Source organism: Methylobacterium sp. WL69, from assembly GCF_008039485.1.
In the GTDB taxonomy this organism is placed as follows: domain Bacteria; phylum Pseudomonadota; class Alphaproteobacteria; order Rhizobiales; family Beijerinckiaceae; genus Methylobacterium.
In genome coordinates this window covers 17,160-38,039 of record NZ_VRUZ01000019.1, presented here as the reverse complement: position 1 = coordinate 38,039, position 20,880 = coordinate 17,160, and the positions used below count along the sequence as shown (strand labels likewise).

The window sequence follows — 20,880 nt, the reverse complement described above, 5'->3', positions numbered from 1 at the left end:
CAGGCCCGCCCCCGTGACAGCAGCATCCGCGCCCACGCAAACGACCGTCATCGGCTGGGATCTCGGCGGGGTCCATGTCAAGGCGGCCCGCGTGCGCGACGGCCGGGTCGAGGCCGTGGTGCAGGCGCCCTGCCGCCTGTGGCGCGGCCTGCCGGCCCTCGACGAGACCTTCTCGCAGTTGCCCGACTGGGCGCGGACCTCCGCCGACCACGTCGTCACCATGACGGGCGAACTCACCGACTGTTTTTCGGACAGGGCCGATGGCGTCGCGCAGCTCGCCGGCTGGGCGGGGGCGAATCTGACGGGCTCCGTCCGCATCTACGGCGGCCGCGCCGGCCTCCTCGCGCCGGACTCGGCCCGCGCGGCGGCCGCCGACATCGCCTCGGCCAACTGGCACGCCACCGCCGCCCTCGTCGGCCGGCACCGCGGCGAAGCGCTCCTGGTCGATATCGGTTCGACCACCGCCGACCTCATCCCCGTGGTCGGGGGTCGGCCGGCGGCCACGGGCTACAGCGATGCCGAGCGCCTGGAGACGGGCGAACTCGTCTACACGGGCGTGGTCCGCTCCCACCCCATCGCCCTCGCCGACCACGCCCCGTTCCGCGGCCGCCGCACCCGGCTCATGGCCGAGACCTTCGCCACCATGGCAGACGTCTACCGCGTCACCGGCGACCTGGCCGACGGGGCCGACCAGCAGCAGAGCGCCGACGGCAAGGGCAAGTCCCTGGCGGAGAGCGAGATCCGGCTGGCCCGCCTCATCGGCCGCGACCACGGAGAAGGCGTGCCGGCCGACTGGCGGGCCCTCGCCGCCCATTTCGCGGAAGCCCAGCTCCGCCCCCTGCACGATGCCGCCGCCCTGCTGCTCTCCCGCGCGGACCTGCCGCCGGACGCGCCCGTGGTCGTGTGCGGGGCCGGGCGCTTCCTCGCCGAGCGCCTGGCGGCCCGCCTCGGCCGTCCGGCCGTCGCGCTCACCGACCTCATCGCCGACCGCGTGTCCCCGGCGGGGGCCGACTGGGCCTCCACCTGCGGCCCGGCCGTGGCCGTCGCCCTCCTCGCCCGATAGATCCCAGCGTCCCACGGAGCCCGCCCATGAGCGCCACCTACCGCCTCGCCCGCATCCTCGCCGCCCGTTCGGGCGAGGACATCGAACTCGCCTTCGCCACCCAGGACGGCCAGACCCTCAAGGTCCTGGCGACTTCGGACCAGATCGACCGGCTGGTGGACGAGCTGGAGGACATCCTGAACTCGCCGTCCGGCCCCGAGGCCGACGAGCCGCCCGCCGTGGCGTGACGGCGGCTCAGCGCCCCGTGCGCACCCGCGTCCACGCCCGGGTGACGAAGCGCTGGGTGCGGTCGTCCCAGGCGGTGTTGACGAACAGGCGCTGCAGGGTGGCGTCGTCGGGGTAGATGCCGGGATTGCCTAGGATCTCCGCCTTGACGAACTTCTTCGCCGCCGCGTTGCCGCTGGCATAGGAGACGAAGTTGGTGTTGGCCGCCGCCACCTCGGGCCGCATCATGTAGTCGATGAAGGCGTGGGCCTCGGCCGGGTGGGGGGCGTCCTTCGGAATCGCGAAGGCGTCGAACCACATGAGCGCCCCCTCGCGGGGCACGTAATAGGCGATGTCGACGTCGTTCTTCGCCTCCTCGGCGCGCTTCTTCGCCTGCATCACGTCGCCGGAATAGCCGACCGCGAGGCACAGGTCGCCGTTGGCGAGGCCGCCGATGTATTCCGACGAGTGGAACTTGCGCACGGCGCCCCGCACCTTGAACAGGGCGTCGGTGACCTGGGTGATGTCGTCCCAGCGCTTGGTGTCGGGCTTGAGGCCGTAGGCCGGCAGCAGGCTCGGGATCAGGTCCTCGGGCGAATCGAGGAGCATGACCCCGCAATCCTTGAGCTTGTTCAGCAGGCCGCCGTTGAGGACGAGGCTCCAGGTGTTGAGGGGCTGGGCCGCGCCGAGGCGCTCGCGCACGAGGCCGAGATTCACCCCGATGCCGGTGGTGCCCCACATGTAGTCGACGGCGTAGGCGTTGCCGGGATCGTAGGTGGCGAGGCGCCCGGCGACCTCGGGCCAGGCATGGACGAGGTTCGGGATCTTCGCCTTGTCGAGGGGCTGGAACACCTGCGCCCGGATCAGCCGCTGCAGGAACGGGCCCGACGGCACCACGAGGTCGTAGCCCGAGCGACCCGCGAGCAGCTTGGTCTCCAGGATCTCGTTGTTGTCGTAGGTGTCGTACACGACCCGGATGCCCGTCTCCCGGGTGAAGGCGTCGAGCATCCGGGGGTCGATGTAGTCCGACCAGTTGTAGATATTGATCACGCGCTCCGGCGTGGTCTGCGCGCGCGCGGGGCCGCCCCAGCCCAGCGCCAGGGCCACGAGCGCTCCGGCCAGAAGGCCCGCCCCGGCGACGCGGCTGCGGCGCGCGCGCGCGCGGATCACGCGGCGGCCTTGACGGCGACGACGACGATCTCGACGAGATACTCGGGGCCGGCGAGGCGCGCTTCCACCGTGGCGCGGGCGGGCTTGTTGTCGGGCGAGACCCACGGCTCCCACGCCGCGTTCATCTCCGCGAAGGTGGCGATGTCGGAGAGATAGATCGTCGCCTGAAGGATGCGGCTCTTGTCGCTGCCGGCGAGGGCCAGGAGGCGGTCGATGGTGTCGAGGATCTCCTGGGTCTGCGCCGTGACGCCGGCGCCGACGGTGGTGTTGGCCGTCTGGCCGGCGAGGTAGACCATGTCGCCGTAGGTCACCGCCTGGCTCATGCGCGGACCGGATTCGAAGCGCTGGATCGTCATGCTGAACGCGATGCCTCTCGCGGCCCGTCCCTATCGCGGGCCATGGGCGAGGGTTGTGCCGCGTCGCGGGGGCGACCGTAAAGGGGGCGATGCGCCCCGTGTTGCGCCGTTGCGACAATCTTGCCACTCCCGGCGCAACCAGTGCTGCGGTGCGGCGTTTCATGATCACAAAACGGCCAAGCCTGAACCACCGCGTCAGGACCGCCGCGCAGCGAGGACCAATCCATGGGTATCATCTGGACCATCATCATCGGCTTCGTCGCCGGTGTCATCGCCAAGTTCATCATGCCGGGCGACAAGGAGCCCGCGGGCTTCATCATGACGACCATCCTCGGCATCGTCGGCGCCTTCGTCGCCACTTTCCTCGGCCAGGCGCTCGGCTGGTACGGTCCGAACCAGGGCGCGGGCTTCATCGGCGCCGTGGTCGGCGCCATCGTGGTGCTCGCCATCTACGGCTTCGTCGCCGGCCGCCGCACCACCAACACCTTCTGATCCGAACCCTCCAGGGCCGGAACGGAGAAGGGGCGCCCGCCAGGCGCCCCTTTTTTCGTTCAGGCCGTGTGGCTCACCTGCTTGATCGGGCAATGGCCCGTGGCGCCCCGGATGGCGAGGCCGGCGCCGATGACGAGGGCGGCGAGACTCAGGAACTTGTTCGGGCGCGGCTGGGCGGCGGCGGCGGCGATGCCGAGGCCGAGCACCACGGACACCGCCCGCTCGGTGGTGGTCAGGTTGGTCTCGCCCTCGAAGAGGCTCGGGATCATCGGATCGGACATTCTGGAACGTGCTCCTGTGACGTGCTCATACTGCGTCGCGAGGCGAACGCCGCGTGAGGGCTGGCGTTCCGCGAAACGGGCGCCGGGGTGGCGGGACGGCACCGCGCCGGGCGCAGGGAGAGCGCGGCCGCACCTGCCGTTCCGATTCCGCTCACAAAAAAGCGCGGCCCCGAGGGGCCGCGCTTCGTGCTCTTGGTCGGAACTTGAGGCCAAGGCGCCCCAGGCGTCCTGAGGTGGGCTTCAGGCGTCCTGGCGCGGGCCGCGGGCGCGGTCCTGCTCGGCGTTGCGCTCGGCCTTGAGCTTCTCGGTCAGGTCCTCGCCGGTCTCCTGGTCGACGACCTTCATGGACAGGCGGATCTTGCCGCGATCGTCGGCGCCGAGGAACTTGACCTTCACCTTCTGGCCGTCCTTGACGACGTCCGTCACCTTGGCGACGCGCTGGGCGGCGAGCTCCGAGATGTGGACGAGGCCGTCCTTGGCGCCGAAGAAGTTCACGAAGGCGCCGAACTCCATGCACTTCACGACGGTGCCGTCGTAGATCATGCCGACTTCGGCTTCCGCCACGATGGAGCGGATCCAGTTGTAGGCCGCCTTGATGGCCTTGCCGTCGGCGGACGCGATCTTCACCGTGCCGGTGTCGTCGATGTTGATCTTGGCGCCGGTCTTCTCGACGATCTCGCGGATCACCTTGCCGCCGGTGCCGATCACTTCCCGGATCTTGTCGGTGGGGATCTGCATGGTCTCGATGCGCGGCGCGTACTCGCCGAGCTCGGGACGGGCGTCGGTCAGCGCCTTGGACATCTCGCCGAGGATGTGGACGCGGCCTTCCTGCGCCTGATGCAGGGCGACCTTCATGATCTCCTCGGTGATGCCGGCGATCTTGATGTCCATCTGCAGGGAGGTGATGCCGGCTTCCGTGCCCGCCACCTTGAAGTCCATGTCGCCCAGGTGATCCTCGTCGCCGAGGATGTCGGACAGCACGGCGTAGCGCTCACCCTCGAGGATGAGGCCCATGGCGATGCCGGCCACGGGACGGCGCAGGGGCACGCCCGCATCCATCAGCGACAGGGAGGCGCCGCAGACGGAGGCCATGGAGGACGAGCCGTTGGACTCGGTGATCTCGGACACGACGCGGATCGTGTACGGGAACTCGTGGGCCGGGGGCAGGATCGGGTGGATGGCGCGCCAGGCGAGCTTGCCGTGGCCGATCTCGCGACGGCCCGGGGAGCCCATTCGGCCAGTCTCGCCCACCGAGTAGGGAGGGAAGTTGTAGTGCAGCAGGAAGGTCTCCTTGTAGGTGCCTTCCAGGGCGTCGATGAACTGCTCGTCCTCGCCGGTGCCCAGGGTGGCGACCACGAGGGCCTGGGTCTCGCCGCGGGTGAACAGCGAGGAGCCATGGGCGCGCGGCAGCACGCCGACCTGGGACTCGATGGGGCGCACGGTGCGGACGTCGCGTCCGTCGATGCGCGAGCCCGTGTCGAGGATGTTCCAGCGCACGACCTTCGACTGCGCTTCCTTGAACGCGGCCTTGACCTTCTCAGGCGCGAACTTCTGCTCGCCCTCGGCGGGGCAGAGGGCCGCGATCACCTTCGCCTTCACGGCGTCGACGGCGGCGTAGCGCTCCTGCTTGATGGTGTTCTTGTAGGCCTCGCGCAGCTCGGCCTCGCAGACGCCGAGCACGGCGGCTTCCACGTCGCCGTTCTCGGGCGCGGAGAAGTTGCGGGGCTCCTTGGCGGCCTTCTCGGCGAGGCGCACGATGGCCTCGATGACCGGCTGGAAATGCTTGTGGCCGAACATGACGGCGCCGAGCATGACCTCCTCGTCGAGCTCCTTGGCCTCCGACTCGACCATCAGCACGGCGTCGGTGGTGCCGGCGACGACGAGGTCGAGGGTCGAGGCTTCGAGGTCGGCGACCAGGGGGTTCAGGGTGTACTGGCCGTTGACGTAGCCGACGCGGGCGGCGCCGATGGGGCCCATGAACGGCACGCCGGAGAGGGTGAGCGCGGCGGAGGCCGCCACCATGGCGAGGATGTCGGGATCGTTCTCGAGGTCGTGGGTCAGGACGGTGACCACCACCTGGGTGTCGTTGCGCCAGCCGTCGACGAAGAGGGGGCGGATCGGGCGGTCGATGAGGCGGGAGACCAGGGTCTCCTTCTCGGACGGACGGCCCTCGCGCTTGAAGTAGCCGCCGGGGATGCGGCCGGCGGCGTAGGCGCGCTCCTGGTAGTTCACGGTGAGCGGCAGGAAGTCGATCCCGACCTTGGGCTCCTTGCCCGAGACGACGGTGGCGAGCACCGAGGTCTCGCCATACGTCGCCATCACGGCGCCGTCGGCCTGGCGGGCGACCTTGCCCGTCTCCAGGACGAGCTTGCGGTCGCCCCACATCAGCTCTTCACGTTGTACGTCGAACATATCGTTTCCTTGCCATCATGCGGTCGGGCGAACCCGGCGCCGCCAGGGGCAAGACGGCGAGGGGCTTCTTCGCTGCTCGAAAAAGCCCCTCGCGATCCTGTCCCCGACCGGCACGCCTCCAAGTCGCCCGGGTTTCGGGAGGCCGGACCCATTCCGGCAGCCCGATCTGTGGAAACGCGGCCCCGGGCCGGGCCCGGAACCGCGTCAGAGGCCGGTGTTAGCGGCGGATGCCGAGGCGCTCGATGAGGCCGCGGTAGCGGGCCTCGTCCTTGCCCTTGACGTAGTCGAGCAGCGAGCGGCGCTGCGAGACCATCTTCAGGAGGCCGCGGCGGGAATGGTTGTCCTTGCCGTGGGTCTTGAAGTGGCCGGTGAGGTTGGTGATCCGCTCGGTGAGGATCGCCACCTGGACCTCGGGGGACCCGGTGTCCTTGCCGCCCGTCGCGTATTCCTTGATGAGCGCGTTCTTGCGCTCTGCCGAGATCGACATCGCTATCCCTTTCGGTGGGGTTTTCGGATCGTGCGAGCCCCGGCGGAGCGAGAACTCGCGAACACTCGCGGGAGGCCGGTGCCGGGATGTCGTCCAGCACGGTCAGTCCACAAGCAGCTTGTGCCCCGGCCCCGTTCACACGGGTCGAAGCGCGCGGACCATACACGAAAGCGCGGACCATGCCACCCCCGCCGGCGGCCGAGAGCCCGGGCGCTCGGGCACCCGGCCCGCCTCGTGGAACGCCCCTTCCGGGGCCCGGACCGGTCCACCCGCCCCGCACCCGAAGACGGCCCCGGAGGCCCCGAAAACCCGAGGGCGACCAGGTGATGGCGGCCCGGTACGGAACCGCACGCCCACAACCCTGTTGACTGCCAGATTGGATCTGTTCTAATTCTCAACTGCGGGCAGCGACGCTGCCGATTCTCGATCAGGAGCGACGATCATGGCGCATGCCAAGTGTGAGAGCTGCAAGTTCTTCGACGAGCACAAGGTCAACGGCGCGGCGGCCGCCGCCGACGAGGGCCTGTGCCGGTTCAACCCGCCGGTGAGCCAGCCCGAGCCCCAGGGCCACGGTCTGTGGCCGGTGGTGGGCGCCGCCGACTGGTGCGGTCACTTCACCCCCGAGATGAGCGCGGCCGAGTAGGCCACCGTCTCGAAGGCGGAATGAGAGAAGGGCCAGCCGCGAGGCTGGCCCTTCTTCGTTGCAGCCCTCGGGGTCGAAACCTTCAGGCCGCGCGGCGGCTCAGGCTCCGGATGTCCTCCGCCAGGGCATCGACCCGGACCGGGTCGGAATCCCAGGCGAACATGAACCGGGCGCCGCCGCCGATGAAGGTGTAGAAGCGCCAGCTCTTCGCGCGCAGCCCGTCCAGCTGGTCCGCGGGGGCCTGCAGGAAGACCGCGTTGGCCTCGACGGGGAACATGGCCGACCAGTCGGGCAAGCCCGCCACGGCGGCGGCGAGTCGCCCGGCGCAGGCATTGGCGTGCCGGGCGTTGGCGAGCCAGGCGCCGCCCTCCAGCATCCCGACCCAGGGCGCCGACAGGAAGCGCATCTTCGAGGCGAGCTGTCCCGCCTGCTTGCAGCGGTAGCCGAAATCCTCCGCCAGGGCGGGATCGAAGAACAGGATCGCCTCGCCGGCGGCCATGCCGTTCTTGGTGCCGCCGAAGCACAGGAGATCGACGCCCGCCCGCCAAGTCATGTCGGCGGGCGAACAGCCGAGGCTGGCGCAGGCATTGGCGAAGCGTGCCCCGTCCATGTGGAGGCGCAGGCCGAGGTCCCGGCAGGTGGCCGAGAGGGCGCGGATCTCGTCCAGGGCGTAGACCTGTCCCGTTTCCGTCGGCTGCGTGATCGTCACCGCCCGAACCTTCGGGAAGTGGATGTCCGAGCGGCCGGTGGCGAGGGCCCGCACGGCCGCTGGGGTCAGCTTGCCGTTCTCGGTGGGGGCGACGAGGAGCTTCGAGCCGTTGGAGAAGAATTCCGGCGCGCCGCACTCGTCGGTCTCGACGTGGGCCGAGGCCGCGCAGATGACGCTGTGGTAGGACTGGCACAGGGAGGCCAGCGCCAGGGCGTTGGCGGCGGTGCCGTTGAAGGCGAAGAACACCTGGGCGTCGGTTTTGTCGAACAGGGTCCGGAACGCGTCCGCCGCCCGCGCCGTCCACGGATCCTCGCCATAGGCCGGCATCGAGCCCGCATTGGCGGCCTGCGTCGCCGCCCAGGCTTCGGGGCAGATGCCGGCGTAGTTGTCGCTCGCGAATTGCTGGGGTTCAGGAGGGATCACGGGGGTCGCCTGTCGTCACGGGTCCGCATGCGGGGCGGGACGACGACGTGTGGCGAAACCCGTTTGTTGCCGGTCCGGCCACATCCCCTCCCGGAAGCGGAAGGGCGCCACCTTGCCCGGGAGCAGGTTGGCGTCAGGCGTCGGCCCGACTCTTGATGCGGCTCCGGTTTTAGCAGATGGGCGCCCGGACGACAACGCACGGGTGGTTTGGTGCGGGCAGGCTGGCACGAATCGCGCGTCGCGGAACCACCGTCAGCGGAACCCGACACCATGGCCGGCGACAGCCTCACACTGCGAAAACCCCTCACCGCCATCCTGGCGGAGGCCGAGGACGGGGCGGGGCCGCGCCTCGGGCGCAGCCTCTCGGCCGTCGACCTCGTTGCCATGGGCGTCGGCGCCACCATCGGGGCCGGCATCTTCGTCATCACCGGTACGGCGGCGGCCAACCATGCCGGCCCGGGACTGCCCCTGTCGTTCGTGCTCGGCGGCCTCGCCTGCGCCCTCGTCGCCCTGTGCTACGCCGAACTCGCCGCCCTGGTGCCGGCCCCGGGCAGCACCTACACGTATGCCTACGCGACCCTCGGCGAGCTCTGCGCCTGGATCATCGGTTGGGACCTCGTCCTCGAATTCGCCGTGGCGGCGGCGACCGTGGCGGTGGGGTGGTCGGGCTACGTCCGCAGCCTCCTGGCCGATCTCGGCCTGCACCTGCCGGCGGTGCTGACGGCGGCGCCGGGCACAAGCCTGCCGGGGGGTGGAACGGCGTGGTTCGACCTGCCGGCCGCCGCCATCGTGCTCGGGCTCACGGGGCTGCTCATGCGGGGCAACCGCGCCTCGGCCCGGGTCAACGCCGCCCTAGTGGCGATCAAGCTCGCGATCATCCTGGCCTTCGTCGGCCTCGGCGCCGCCCATGTCGATCCGACCCTGTGGTCGCCCCTCATCCCCGAGAACACGGGCACGTTCGGGGAATTCGGCTGGAGCGGCATCCTGCGCGGGGCGGGCGTGGTGTTCTTCGCCTTCCTCGGCTTCGAGACCGTCTCGACGGCGGCGGCCGAGACCCGCCATCCGCAGCGCGACGCGCCCATCGGGCTCCTCGGGTCCCTCGCCGTCACCACGGTGCTGTACGTGGCGGTGGCGACCATCCTCACGGGTTTGGTACCCTACCGGGAGCTCGACGTCGCCGACCCCATCGCGAAAGCCATGGACGTCATCGGGTACGGGGTGTTGTCCGTGGCGATCAAGGTCGGGGCGATCCTCGGCCTGACCACGGCGGCGCTCACCGCCCTCTACGGGCAGGCCCGGGTGTTCTACGCCATGGCCCGCGACGGCCTGCTGCCGCCGGTCTTCGCCCGCGTGCATCCGGGGACGCGGGTGCCGGCGGCGAGCCAGGCCGTCATCGGCGCGGGCACGGCCCTGATCGCCGTCCTGGTGCCCATCCGAATCCTCGGCGAACTCGTGAGCATCGGCACCCTGTTCGCGTTCGGGGTGATCTGCGCCGCCGTCCTCATCCTGCGCCGGACCGACCCGGAGCGGCCCCGCCCGTTCCGGGCGCCTTGGGTGCCCGTGGTGCCGATCCTCGGCATCCTCACCTGCCTCGCCCTGATGCTGGGTCTGCCGGGCGACACCTGGCTGCGCCTCGCGGCGTGGCTCGGCCTCGGGCTGGTGCTTTACTTCGCCTATGGGCGCAGGCGGGCGCGGCGGGTTCGGGCCGGCGCGGCGTGACCCGAACAGCAAAACGGGCCCCGCAGGGCCCGTTCGTTCCGTGATCCGTCCGGCGTCGGTCGACGCCGGAAACGCTGACCGATGGCTCAGATCGAGCGGCGGTTCGGCCCGCCGGAATAGCGGCGGCGCAGGTAGGACACGAGCTTGGGCAGGAGGAAGGCGACGATGAGCTTGCGCATGGGAACTCCGGTTCGGCCGCGGGCCGCGGGCGCGGCATTTCGGAGAGCCAATGCGGGCGAGGCGGCCCGTGTTCCGCGCGCCGTTTCCTAAAGCTCGAGCGTCAGGGTTACAGGCGCATGATCGGACGGGCGCTCCCACCCCCGCGCGTGCCGGGCCACGGTGACGTCGCGCACGGTGCCGGCGAGATCGGGCGAGACCCAGGCGTGGTCGAGGCGCCGGCCCTTGTTCGCCGCCGCCCAGTCGGGCGAGCGGTAGCTCCACCACGTGTAGATCTTCTCCGGCTCCGGCACGAGGAGGCGGGCGGTGTCGATCCAGCCGGCCTCGCCCCGCAGGGTCTCGAGGCCTTCCGTCTCCACGGGGGTGTGGCTCACCACGTCGAGGAGCTGCCTGTGCGACCAGACATCGTGCTCCAGGGGCGCGACGTTGAGGTCGCCGACGAGGATCGCCGGACCGGACGGGCGGCGCCCGCCCCAGGCCCGCAGTTCGGCGAGGAAGTCGAGCTTGTGGCCGAATTTCGGGTTGAGGGCCCGGTCGGGCACGTCGCCGCCGGCCGGCACGTAGAAATCGTGCAGGACGATGCCGGCGGCGGCACCCGCCTCCGGCCCCAGCACCGCCGAGATGTGGCGCGCATCCGCCCGCTCGCAGAAGGCCATGACGTCGCGGGTGATGAGCGGGAACCGGGACAGGATCGCGACGCCGTTGTAGCCCTTCTGCCCGGCGAAGACGACGTGCTCGTAGCCCGACCCGCGCAGGGCTTTGAGGGGAAACGCGTCGTCGGGACACTTCGTCTCCTGCAGGCACAGGACGTCCGGCCGGGCCTCGGCGAGGAAGCGCAGGACGAGATCGATGCGCAGGCGCACCGAGTTGATGTTCCAGGTGGTGACGGTGAGGCGCAACGATCGGCTCGCGTGAGGCTGGAAAACGTTTAAAGGAACGTGCGCGCGTCGGCGCGGCGGCTTCGCCATAGACCGAAACCGCCCCGGCCGTCGCCGTGGAAATGCCGCGCCCGTCCGCGATCCCCGACGGGGTCCGGAAGGGCGCGCGATCGAGGGCTGTCGTTACCGTGTCGCGCATCCGCTCCACGCTGTTCAACCTGTACTGGGCCGGCTGGACCGCGCTCTTCGTCGTGCCCCTCGTGGTGCTGGCGGCGCTGGGCGCGCCCGCGAAGCCGATCCGCGCGGCGACCCGCCTGTGGTCGCGCGGCATCCTGTTCGGCCTGGCGCGCATCGTCCGCCTGACCTACGTCGAGGAGGGGCGGGCGAACGTCCCGGCCGGCCCCTGCCTCATCGTCGCCAATCACCAGTCCGCCTGGGAGACCCTGGCCTTCCTCACCCTGGTGCCCAACGTCGCCATCGTGGCCAAGCGCGAACTCGTGGCGATCCCCATCGTCGGCTGGTTCCTGCGGCGCTCGCCGATGATCATCATCGACCGGGCCAACGGCACCCAGGCCCTGCGCGTGATGATCGACGAGAGCCGCGCGGCCATCGCGGACGGCCGCTCCGTGCTGATGTTCCCGGAGGGCACCCGCGGCGGCATCGCCGATCCGGTGCAGTTCAAGCGCGGCGTCGAGCTGCTTTACGCCAAGCTCGGCCTGCCGGTGCTGCCCGTGGCGGTGAATTCCGGCCTGTACTGGCCCCACGGCGGCTCACGCCACCATCCCGGCGCCGTGACGGTGCGCTACCTCCCGCTCCTGCCGGCGGGGCTTTCGGGGGCGGCGTTCATGGCGGGGACGCAAGGGGCCATCGATGCGGAGTTGGATCGGTGGCGGAGGACAGGACCGTCATCGAGACCTTCCGAAGAATCGAAAGGCGCCGCGAATGCAGCTAAGCGTCCGTAACCCGCACTAGCCACGACGACCTGCATTCAAGAGGATAAAATGGCAAATATTGTCGCAATCTCACGCATATTGGACGAAGCTGATATCATAGAATCTTTCATTCGTCATACTTCTACTTATACACAACATCACATTATACTGGATAATGGAAGTACGGATGGAACAATAGATATCCTAAGATCATTAAAAAATGAAGGATTTGAACTGACCGTCTATCAGAACAAAGCGGTTTCTTTTAGCGAACAGTCGTTCATGACATTTATGTATCAAAAAGCAATCGAGGAGCATCAGGCAGACTGGGTAGCATGCCTCGACGGCGACGAATTTATTGATGACAGAAATCTGCCTGGCGGCCTTATCAGAACGCTTTTGGAAGTGAGCGATGATGTGGCTGCCGTGAAGATTCCTTGGCATCATTATCAATACACACGCGCGGACAACCAAGACGAAAAGATTGTTCCCCGCCGAATGGTCAAGAGATTCCCGGAACCCGATTTTTATAAGGTTATAGTACGCGGAAATCTTGCAGGACATGAAGTTGTAATAGATAACGGCGGCCATGACATATTATTGGATCGAACGAGACCCGATAATTCACCTATAATACCAAAAGTATTTCTGGCCCATTACAGTGAACGGAATGCCCCACAGACTGTGGTGAAATTTATGCGCGGATGGGCCAAAGCAAAAGCAGCAGATCGCGAGACGCGACTACAAGGAATATCGATACATTATCAGGCCCCATTTGAAATATTACGAGATAGGCCCGGAGATCTTTTGAGAAATGAATGGTTTCTAAAATACAAAGGTGAGAGTGACAATCTTGTAATTGATCCAATTGAATATAAAGGGGGACCGCTCCGATACACTCCTGATATCGATGCCGCTATGCTCGCCGTCCGAAGCCTTTCCGGGTACCTCGAGGCACTTGCAGACCGACACGCGAATCTTATCGATACGATCCCGGAAGCCAAACAATTCGTCGACCATAGCAATCGCCAGCATACAAAAATCATATGACACAAAATGTGACTTGCGGCACAGGCGTCGCGGGGGCAGCGGCCTGGAAACAACATGGTGGACTTCCGCCAGCATGGCCAGAGCGGCGGTCGAATGACACTGGATGTATTGATGACGATCCGACCAAATCGAACCGTATTGAGAGACCCAATAACGGGCGATCCAAGTATTTGATAAAATTTATGTTTAGAGGACCTATTAAACCGATGAATGAATAACTCTTTTCGAGATGATATTCCAGAGAACTTGGTAGGTGCATCTCACTGCTGATCGCCTTGATTTGAGCCCTTGAATAAAACAGAGAGCACACCCAAGCTAGAAGCCAATTTACGCACTATTTATATGCATTTTTGCAAGCAGGGGTCTAGGCGCAACGAGGATGTAAGTTTCCGTTCAGGGAAGACGCCATTGAATCCAATGGTCACACAACGCCCATCGAAACAGAACCGACGATTGTGGGGGCACCTGAATGGCGCTTAATGATCCCACCTCGTGGACACAGCCCAGGATTCGAACGAATGCTTCTCACAAGTACTTTGAAACAAAGCTTGTTCGATGCGGGGGTCGAATGCCATTTACCGGAGAATCATTCTCACATTACCGACGGACTGTGCTTCGAGCCTCCCTGCGGCATCAAAAGTATGGATATGCACCATTCGTGCAGCATTGGTAGTTTCAGCTATGGCGTCAGCGGATTCTATTCTTATACCGATATCGGGCGGTACTGCTCGATGGGAGAAAGCGTGCAGTGTGGGCGAGGCGCGCATCCATCGTCTTGGATGAGCACCAGCCCGTTTTTCTACTGCGGAACAGACAGAATGTTCCATGTCGGGGGAGGCTTTCCCGGTGCGTCCGAATTTGCGACCTACCAGTCGTCTCATCCTGAGCACCCTGCCGAAAGGAATGGCCGTACGATCCCGAACTTCCTGAAGAAAACGGTAATTGGAAACGACGTCTGGATCGGGCACGGTGCCTTCATCGCGCAGGGTGTGATCATCGGGGATGGGGCTGTTGTCGCCGGCCACTCGGTGGTGACGAAGAACGTACCGCCCTACGCAATCGTCGGCGGCAATCCAGCTCAGATCCTCAGCTTCCGCTTCACTGCTCAGCAAATCGGGCGGCTATTAGATCTTCAATGGTGGCGCTTTGCGGCGTGGGACTTGAAGGATCTCGATTATCCGTACATCGACAAAGTTATTGAGCAACTCACCGATATAACCCGCGAGAAAGAACCATACAACCCTGGATACAGATGCGTCCGGGATCTACCAGCCTAGAATGACCCTTGAAAAATGAGTCCCGGAGGTCAAACATCTTCCAAATAGCGTCTAAAGCGCAACTATGTGACGAGCGAAGACGGGCTCACTGCGCCCGGATCTGCTTCTCCATGGCCTTGTCCTCGGACCGGCCGTAATTGATGAAGAACGCCGTGCCCTCGACGCTGCGGCCCTTCTGCAGGTTCGAGAGCTGCACCGTGGTCTGGTAGCCCTGCGGGTCGGTGATCCGCCACTGGCTCAGGGTCTTCACCTCAGCGTCGAAGAACAGCTGGATCTTCGAGGTGCCGCCGAGGGTCGAGCGGTCCTCCATGGAGATGCGCACGCCGCCCGGATCGTTCGACACGTCCGAGACCGTGAGGTCGCGGGCGAGGTCGATCTTCTCCCGCAGGAGGAATTTCAGGGGCGTCTGCGAGATGAAGTACAGGTCCTGCGTGCCGAGCCTGCGATCCTTGACCGCGACCGACGTGCCGTCGGCCACCACCTCCAGGGGGGAGGGCTGGTCGTAGTCGAAGCGCAGGCGGCCGGGTTTGGCCAGGGTCAGCTTGCCGCCGATGCGCCGCCCGTCGGCGCCGATCTGGATGAAGGAGCCGGTGAGCGTGGTGATGCCGTTGAAGTAGGCGTTGGCCTGCGCCAGCACGCCGGCCGCATCGGCCTCCTGGCCCAGGGGCGCGCCCACGGCCGCCACCTTGGCGGCGGGCTCCGCGGCCTTCGCCGGAAGCTTGGGGGTCACGATCTTGTCGCCGGCGACCGCCTTGGCGTCCTTCGGGTCCTTGGCCGGCTTGGCCGCCTGCGGTGCCGGCTTCTTCGGCGCAACGGGCGCCGGCGGAGCCGCCGGCTCGACGGGCGCCGGGGCCGGCTCCTCCTTCCGGCCGAACAGGCCGTCGAGGAACGAGCCCTGGGCCGCGACGGGCTCCGGGGCGATGAGGACGGCCGCCAGGACGAGGAGCGGGCCGGCGGCGAGGCGGTGACGGCGGCCGATCATCTGACGGTCTCCTGAAGGGCGGTTCGGACGGGGCGGGCTCCGCTTAGAGTCCGCCCCTGTGGCGATTATGCGACGGGTCGGGGCCACGCTCCCGCCCCGGACGGGGCGGAGACGGCTCAATCGTCGTAGTCCATCATCGACGATGGGCCAGGGCCGCCTTCCATGAGGATCTCGCGCTTGCCGGCATGGTTGGCCGGGCCGACGATGCCCTCGATCTCCATCCGCTCCATGATCGAGGCGGCGCGGTTGTAGCCGATCTGCAGGCGGCGCTGGATGTAGGAGGTCGACGCCTTCTTGTCGCGCATCACCACCTGCACGGCCTGGTCGTAGAGTTCCGCGCCCGGATCGATGCCGCCGGTGGCGGCGAAGGCGCCGCCGTCGAAGATCGGCACGTCGAGGTCCTCGGCCTCGAGGGCCTGGGCCTTCTCGGCCCTGTCGGCCTTCGCGCCCTTGGCGGGCTTCTCGTCGGGCGGGGAATCGTCGGTGGTCACGGCCTCCAGATAGGATGGCCGACCCTGGCGCTTGAGATGGGCCACCACGCTCTCGACCTCCGAATCCGAGCAGAACGGCCCGTGCACGCGGGTGGTGCGTCCGCCGCCGGCCATGAACAGCATGTCGCCCTGGCCGAGGAGCTGCTCGGCGCCCATTTCGCCGAGGATGGTGCGCGAATCGATCTTCGACGTGACCTGGAAGGAGATCCGGGTCGGGAAGTTCGCCTTGATGGTGCCGGTGATGACGTCGACGGACGGCCGCTGCGTCGCCATGATCAGGTGGATGCCCGCCGCCCGCGCCATCTGGGCGAGGCGCTGGATCGCCCCCTCGATGTCTTTCCCCGCCACCATCATCAGGTCGGCCATCTCGTCGACGACGATGACGATGTAGGGCAGGGCCGAGAGGTCCATCTCCTCGGTCTCGTAGACCGCTTGTCCGGTCTCGCGGTTGAAGCCCGTGTGGATCTCGCGGGTGATGATCTCACCCTTGGCCCGGGCTTCGGCCATGCGGGCGTTGTAGCCGTCGATGTTGCGCACGGCGATCTTGGACATCTTCTTGTAGCGCTCCTCCATCTCGCGCACGGCCCATTTGAGGGCGATGACCGCCTTCTTGGGGTCGGTGACCACGGGCGAGAGCAGGTGCGGGATGCCGTCGTAGACGGAGAGCTCCAGCATCTTCGGATCGACCATGATCAGGCGGCACTCCTCGGGCTTGAGCCGATACAGGAGCGACAGGATCATGGTGTTGATGGCGACCGACTTGCCGGAGCCGGTGGTACCGGCGACCAGCAGGTGCGGCATACGGGCGAGGTCGGCGATGATGGGTTCGCCGCCGATGTTTTTCCCCAGGCACAGGGCGAGCTTGTGCTTGCTCAGGCCGAAATCGGCCGAGGCCAGGAGTTCGCGCAGGTACACGGTCTCGCGGGTGTCGTTGGGCAGCTCGATGCCGATGACGTTGCGGCCGGGGACCACGGCGACGCGGGCCGAGACGGCGGACATGGACCGGGCGATGTCGTCGGAGAGCGAGATGACGCGGCTCGACTTGGTGCCGGGGGCCGGCTCCAGCTCGTAGAGGGTCACGACGGGACCCGGGCGCACCGCGAGAATATCGCCGCGCACGCCAAAGTCCTGCACGGTCTGCTGGAGGTTGAGGGCGTTCTGCTCCAGCACGTCGGCATCGACCTCCTCGGTCCCGCTCGGGTCGGGCTCGGCCAGGAGTTCGAGGGACGGGTGCTCGTAATCCTCGTTCTCAACGAGCGACATGGAGATGTGGCGCCCGGCGGCGATGAGGGTCGGGCGCTCCGGCAGGATGGCGCGGGGGATGTTGAGGACCGGGGGGGCGACCGCCACCGGGGCCTCGGGCTCCGGCGCGATTTCGGGCTCAGCCGGAATCTCGAGCCCCGGTGCCTCGGCCACGGGCTCGGGGGCGGCTCCCTTGGGCGTGCGCAGCAGGACCGTCCGCGACGGGATCGCCGTGGGGACGAAGGCCGGCTCGGCGGCCGTCACGGGTTCGGCGAACGAGAGGGGCTCGGGCAGGGCGACCGGCGCGGGATGCACGTCGGGCATCGGCGGAAACACGGCGACGAACGGCATCGGGGCAGGGGAGGGGGGCGTCGGACGGGCGGAGCGGATGGCCGCGCGGGCGGCCATGGCGCTGAGCACCAGAGGACGCGGCGCCGCGGACGGCGGTGCGAGGGCGCGGGCGGCGTTGTCCTGTCCGTCGGCCGGGGCGGGGGTCGCGGTCCGGTCGAATTGCAGCAGGCGGTCGAGGACGTAGACCGGTGCCGGCGCCAGGACGCGCAGGAGGGCGATGTCTTCGGGGGCGATGTCTTCGGCAGCGGCGACGAAGGGGGCGGCGGCCGGCGGCGCGATGCCGGCGGGGATCGGCGCGGCCTCGACGGATTCGGCCTGGATCTCCGACCACGCATCGAGGGCGGCCGAGTCGCGGGCGTCGAACCAGGCATGGACCTCGGACCAGTCCGGCACGTCCGACCAGTCGCGGTCGTCCGGGACGGGATCGGCCGCGTGGACCTCCGGCAGGACGGGCGCGGGGGGCGCCTCGGCGACGACGGAGAGTTCGAGGACGGGGGCTTCGACGGCAGTCGCTTCGATGGCGGGGCTGGCCTGCCGGCGGTCGGGGCTGCGGAAGAAGCGCACGCCCTCGGGCACCACGAAGGGCTGGCGCCACAGGGGCTCGGCGGTGGCCGCCGCCGCCTCGCGGGTCGCCCGCTCGATGGCTTCGAGTTCGGCGGCCGCGAGCGCCGCGGCCGCGGCGGCGCGCTCCGCCTCGGCGCGGGTCCGGATCTCCTCGGCGGCGGCCTCGGCCTGGGCGAGGACGGCACGCTCGGCATCGAGGGCGCGCTGGCGCCGCTCCTGCAGCACGGGATCGGGCGTGCGGGTGTAGCGCACGGCGGGGGCCGGGGCGGTGGTGGTGTGCGCCTGGACGCGCGGGTTTTCGTCGGCCTCCGGCACGATGGCGGCGGGCCGGCGCGGGGCGCGGATGAGGACGCGGGGACCGGCCTCGCCTTCAGGGAGACCGTCCTCGGGCTGTGCGAAGGGGGCCGCGCGCGCGGGGATCATGTCGAGGGTGGCGCGGTCGTCGAAGACGTGGTCGGGCCAGCCCTGCGCGGCGGGCGGGGTGCGGTAGGCCGCCTCCCGTCCGACGAAGGCCTGCGGACTCGTCATCCAGCTCGGGGCCGGCCGGGTCGCCGCCACGGTGTAGTCCGGGCGCTGTGGCGGCCCGGCGAGCCGGCGGGTGAGGGTGGCCCGCAGGTTCATGAGCCGGTGCGCCAGGGCGCCGATGGACAGTCCGAGGCGGTCGCCGCCCCGGACGGGACGAGAGGGGTCACGATGGGAGTAGGGGAGCCGTCCCGATGCGCGCATGATTGGCCGGATTTACTCGAAGCGGGTCCGCCGCCGGGAGGGGCGCGGTTCACCGACGAGTTAGGACCATCGTCGTTAACAGACGCTTGCTCCGGTGCGGCGGTTGGAGAGCGGGGGCGCCGCGGGGTAGGATGGACCGGTCAGTCCCGAAGGCCCCGACCGGAAGCCCCCTGCCCTTTGACCGCTCCCTTGGCCCAGACCAGCCCCGCCGCCTTCCGCTCGCTCTACGCCCACGGCTTCGCCCGGGTCGCGGCCTGCACCGGGCGCAGTCATCCGGGCGATCCGGCGGCCAATGCCGCGGCGGTCCTGGCCCTGGCGCGGGACTGCGACGGGCACGGCGCAGCCCTGGCGGTGTTTCCCGAACTCTGCCTGTCGGGCTACGCCATCGACGACCTGCTCCTGCAGACCACAATCTGCGACGCCGTCGAGGCGGCCGTCGAGGCCGTGCGGGCGGGCTCGGAAACGCTGAGCCCCGTCCTCGTCGTCGGCGCGCCCCTGCGCTTCGGCCACCGGCTCTACAATTGCGCCCTGGCGATCCACCGGGGCCGGGTGCTCGGGGTGGTGCCGAAAAGCTACCTGCCGAACTACCGGGAATTCTACGAGAAGCGCCACTTCGCCTCGGGCGTGGGCATCGCGGGCGAGACGATCCGGGTGGGCGGACACACGGTGCCCTTCGGCACCGACCTGCTGTTCGCCGCCGAGGACATTCCCGGCTTCGTCCTCGGCGTCGAGGTGTGCGAGGACCTGTGGGTCCCCGCCTCCCCCGGCATGGATCTGGCGCTCGCCGGCGCCACGGTGCTGGCCAACCCCTCGGGCAGCCCCATCACCGTCGGCCGGGCGGAGTCGCGGGCGCTCCTGTCCCGGGCCGCCTCCATGCGGGGCCTGTGCGCCTACGTCTACGCGGCGGCGGGTCTGGGCGAATCCACCACCGACCTGTCCTGGGACGGCCAGACCAGCATCGACGAGCTGGGCGAGCGCCTCGCCGAGGGTGCGCGTTTCGCCGACCGCCCGGTCGTGACCCTGGCCGACATCGACCTCGACCGGATCGCGCAGGAGCGGCTCCAGGCCGGCAGCTTCGACGACAACGCCCGTGCCCGCGGGTCGGCCCGTCGCCGGATCGGGTTCCGCCTCGATCCGCCCCCGGGCGACCTCGGCCTGGAGCGCCGGGTCGAGCGGTTTCCGTTCGTGCCGGCCGATCCCGCCCGCCTCGCCCGGGATTGCTACGAGGCCTACAACATCCAGGTGGCGGGCCTCGCCCAGCGCCTGGAGGCGACGGGCACGAAGCGCGCCGTCATCGGCGTCTCGGGCGGCCTCGATTCGACCCACGCCCTCATCGTCGTCGCCAAGGCGTTCGACCGCCTCGGCCTGCCGCGGTCCGATATCCTGGCCTACACCCTGCCGGGCTTCGCCACCTCGGACGAGACCAAGGCCAACGCCCACGCGCTCATGGCGGCGCTCGGCACCACGGCGCGGGAGATCGACATCCGCGACACGGCCACGAAGATGCTGGCCGACATGGATCACCCGTTCGGACGGGGCGAGCCGGTCTACGACGTCACCTTCGAGAACGTGCAGGCGGGCCTGCGCACGGACTACCTGTTCCGGCTGGCCAACCAGCAGGGCGGCATCGTCATCGGCACCGGGGACCTGTCGGAACTGGCGCTCGGCTGGTGCACCTACGGCGTCGGCGACCAGATGAGCCATTACGGCGTCAATGCCGGCGTGCCGAAGACCCTGATCCAGCACCTCATCCGCTGGGTGGTCGGCACCGGGCAGTTCTCGGACGAGGTCGGCACCACCCTGAAGGCGATCCTCGGCACGGAGATCTCGCCCGAGCTCGTGCCGGTGGAGGCCGGGGCACGGCCGCAGAGCACGCAGGACGTCATCGGCCCCTACGCCCTGCAGGACTTCACCCTGTTCTACACCCTGCGGTACGGGTTCCGGCCCTCGAAGATCGCCTTCCTGGCGCTCCATGCCTGGGGCGATGCGCAGGCCGGCGCCTGGCCGCCGGATTTTCCCGATGCCGAGCGCCGGGCCTATGCGCTGCCCGAGATCCGGGCCTGGCTCGCCCTGTTCCTCAGGCGCTTCTTCGGCTTCAGCCAGTTCAAGCGCTCGGCCCTGCCCAACGGGCCGAAGGTCTCGGCCGGGGGCGCCCTCTCGCCCCGCGGCGACTGGCGCGCGCCCTCCGACGGCACCGCCCGGGCATGGCTGGACGAACTGGAGCGCAACGTTCCCGAAACCTGACCGACAC

Annotated in this window: 18 protein-coding genes and 1 riboswitch; of the genes, 9 read left to right on the top strand and 9 right to left on the bottom strand. The window is 68.4% G+C overall.

Translation table 11 applies throughout. The features are described 5' to 3' along the window. Positions 1-13 precede the first annotated feature (13 nt). The gene (locus FV218_RS08200; protein WP_246685036.1) at positions 14-1,063 is read left to right on the top strand and encodes a hydantoinase/oxoprolinase family protein; all 1,050 of its coding nucleotides are present in this window, start codon (positions 14-16) and stop codon (positions 1,061-1,063) included. A 26-nt stretch (positions 1,064-1,089) separates the two neighbouring features. Continuing rightward, a complete protein-coding gene (locus tag FV218_RS08195; RefSeq protein ID WP_056095338.1) occupies positions 1,090-1,290 on the top strand; it encodes a hypothetical protein in 201 nt (66 codons plus the stop codon). 7 nt (positions 1,291-1,297) lie between these two features. Here the strand turns inward: FV218_RS08195 and FV218_RS08190 are convergent, their stop codons facing one another. Both FV218_RS08190 and FV218_RS08185 read right to left on the bottom strand, forming a co-directional pair. Beyond that, complete coding sequence (locus FV218_RS08190) at positions 1,298-2,374, bottom strand: polyamine ABC transporter substrate-binding protein (RefSeq protein ID WP_244475075.1); 1,077 nt, start codon at positions 2,372-2,374, stop codon at positions 1,298-1,300. Between the two features lie 59 nt (positions 2,375-2,433). After that, positions 2,434-2,793 (bottom strand): RidA family protein, encoded by a 360-nt coding sequence (locus FV218_RS08185; protein ID WP_147709357.1) that lies wholly within the window; start codon positions 2,791-2,793, stop codon positions 2,434-2,436. A 225-nt stretch (positions 2,794-3,018) separates the two neighbouring features. Between FV218_RS08185 and FV218_RS08180 the strand changes: the two genes are divergently transcribed. Further along, a complete protein-coding gene (locus tag FV218_RS08180; RefSeq protein ID WP_056095331.1) occupies positions 3,019-3,285 on the top strand; it encodes a GlsB/YeaQ/YmgE family stress response membrane protein in 267 nt (88 codons plus the stop codon). A gap of 59 nt (positions 3,286-3,344) precedes the next feature. Here FV218_RS08180 and FV218_RS08175 read toward each other — a convergent pair whose 3' ends face one another. The 3 genes from FV218_RS08175 to rpsO all read right to left on the bottom strand — a co-directional run bounded on the left by FV218_RS08175 (position 3,345) and on the right by rpsO (position 6,465). After that, positions 3,345-3,566, bottom strand: coding sequence for a DUF2892 domain-containing protein (locus tag FV218_RS08175; protein WP_056095330.1), 222 nt, complete (start codon positions 3,564-3,566; stop codon positions 3,345-3,347). A 240-nt stretch (positions 3,567-3,806) separates the two neighbouring features. Then, positions 3,807-5,978, bottom strand: coding sequence for a polyribonucleotide nucleotidyltransferase (gene pnp, locus FV218_RS08170; protein WP_056095327.1), 2,172 nt, complete (start codon positions 5,976-5,978; stop codon positions 3,807-3,809). Between the two features lie 217 nt (positions 5,979-6,195). After that, positions 6,196-6,465 (bottom strand): 30S ribosomal protein S15, encoded by a 270-nt coding sequence (rpsO, locus tag FV218_RS08165; RefSeq protein WP_147709356.1) that lies wholly within the window; start codon positions 6,463-6,465, stop codon positions 6,196-6,198. A 442-nt stretch (positions 6,466-6,907) separates the two neighbouring features. Between rpsO and FV218_RS08160 the strand changes: the two genes are divergently transcribed. Continuing rightward, positions 6,908-7,108 (top strand): hypothetical protein, encoded by a 201-nt coding sequence (locus FV218_RS08160; RefSeq protein WP_056095319.1) that lies wholly within the window; start codon positions 6,908-6,910, stop codon positions 7,106-7,108. 82 nt (positions 7,109-7,190) lie between these two features. Here FV218_RS08160 and FV218_RS08155 read toward each other — a convergent pair whose 3' ends face one another. Then, positions 7,191-8,240 (bottom strand): low specificity L-threonine aldolase, encoded by a 1,050-nt coding sequence (locus tag FV218_RS08155; protein ID WP_210246114.1) that lies wholly within the window; start codon positions 8,238-8,240, stop codon positions 7,191-7,193. A 52-nt stretch (positions 8,241-8,292) separates the two neighbouring features. After that, positions 8,293-8,404, bottom strand: a riboswitch (SAM-I-IV-variant riboswitch). Between the two features lie 106 nt (positions 8,405-8,510). On the opposite strand from FV218_RS08155, the gene FV218_RS08150 reads away from it, so the two are divergent. Continuing rightward, on the top strand, positions 8,511-9,959 hold the full coding sequence (locus FV218_RS08150; protein ID WP_147709355.1) for an amino acid permease: 1,449 nt from the start codon (positions 8,511-8,513) through the stop codon (positions 9,957-9,959). A 266-nt stretch (positions 9,960-10,225) separates the two neighbouring features. Here FV218_RS08150 and FV218_RS08145 read toward each other — a convergent pair whose 3' ends face one another. Then, positions 10,226-11,035 (bottom strand): exodeoxyribonuclease III, encoded by an 810-nt coding sequence (locus FV218_RS08145; RefSeq protein WP_147709354.1) that lies wholly within the window; start codon positions 11,033-11,035, stop codon positions 10,226-10,228. Positions 11,036-11,202: 167 nt separating this feature from the next. Between FV218_RS08145 and FV218_RS08140 the strand changes: the two genes are divergently transcribed. The 3 genes from FV218_RS08140 to FV218_RS23425 all read left to right on the top strand — a co-directional run bounded on the left by FV218_RS08140 (position 11,203) and on the right by FV218_RS23425 (position 14,273). Next, the gene (locus FV218_RS08140) at positions 11,203-11,976 is read left to right on the top strand and encodes a lysophospholipid acyltransferase family protein (RefSeq protein WP_187273000.1); all 774 of its coding nucleotides are present in this window, start codon (positions 11,203-11,205) and stop codon (positions 11,974-11,976) included. A gap of 39 nt (positions 11,977-12,015) precedes the next feature. After that, the gene (locus tag FV218_RS08135) at positions 12,016-12,996 is read left to right on the top strand and encodes a glycosyltransferase family 2 protein (RefSeq protein ID WP_147709352.1); all 981 of its coding nucleotides are present in this window, start codon (positions 12,016-12,018) and stop codon (positions 12,994-12,996) included. Positions 12,997-13,514: 518 nt separating this feature from the next. After that, the gene (locus tag FV218_RS23425; protein WP_281407808.1) at positions 13,515-14,273 is read left to right on the top strand and encodes a CatB-related O-acetyltransferase; all 759 of its coding nucleotides are present in this window, start codon (positions 13,515-13,517) and stop codon (positions 14,271-14,273) included. Between the two features lie 85 nt (positions 14,274-14,358). On the opposite strand, the gene FV218_RS08125 is transcribed toward FV218_RS23425, so the two are convergent. Beyond that, entirely contained in the window at positions 14,359-15,255 is an 897-nt protein-coding gene (locus FV218_RS08125) for an outer membrane lipoprotein carrier protein LolA (protein WP_147709351.1), read from the bottom strand. A 116-nt stretch (positions 15,256-15,371) separates the two neighbouring features. Then, entirely contained in the window at positions 15,372-18,524 is a 3,153-nt protein-coding gene (locus FV218_RS08120; RefSeq protein ID WP_246685038.1) for a DNA translocase FtsK, read from the bottom strand. A 282-nt stretch (positions 18,525-18,806) separates the two neighbouring features. Between FV218_RS08120 and FV218_RS08115 the strand changes: the two genes are divergently transcribed. After that, on the top strand, positions 18,807-20,873 hold the full coding sequence (locus FV218_RS08115; RefSeq protein WP_147709349.1) for an NAD(+) synthase: 2,067 nt from the start codon (positions 18,807-18,809) through the stop codon (positions 20,871-20,873). Positions 20,874-20,880: the final 7 nt, after the last annotated feature.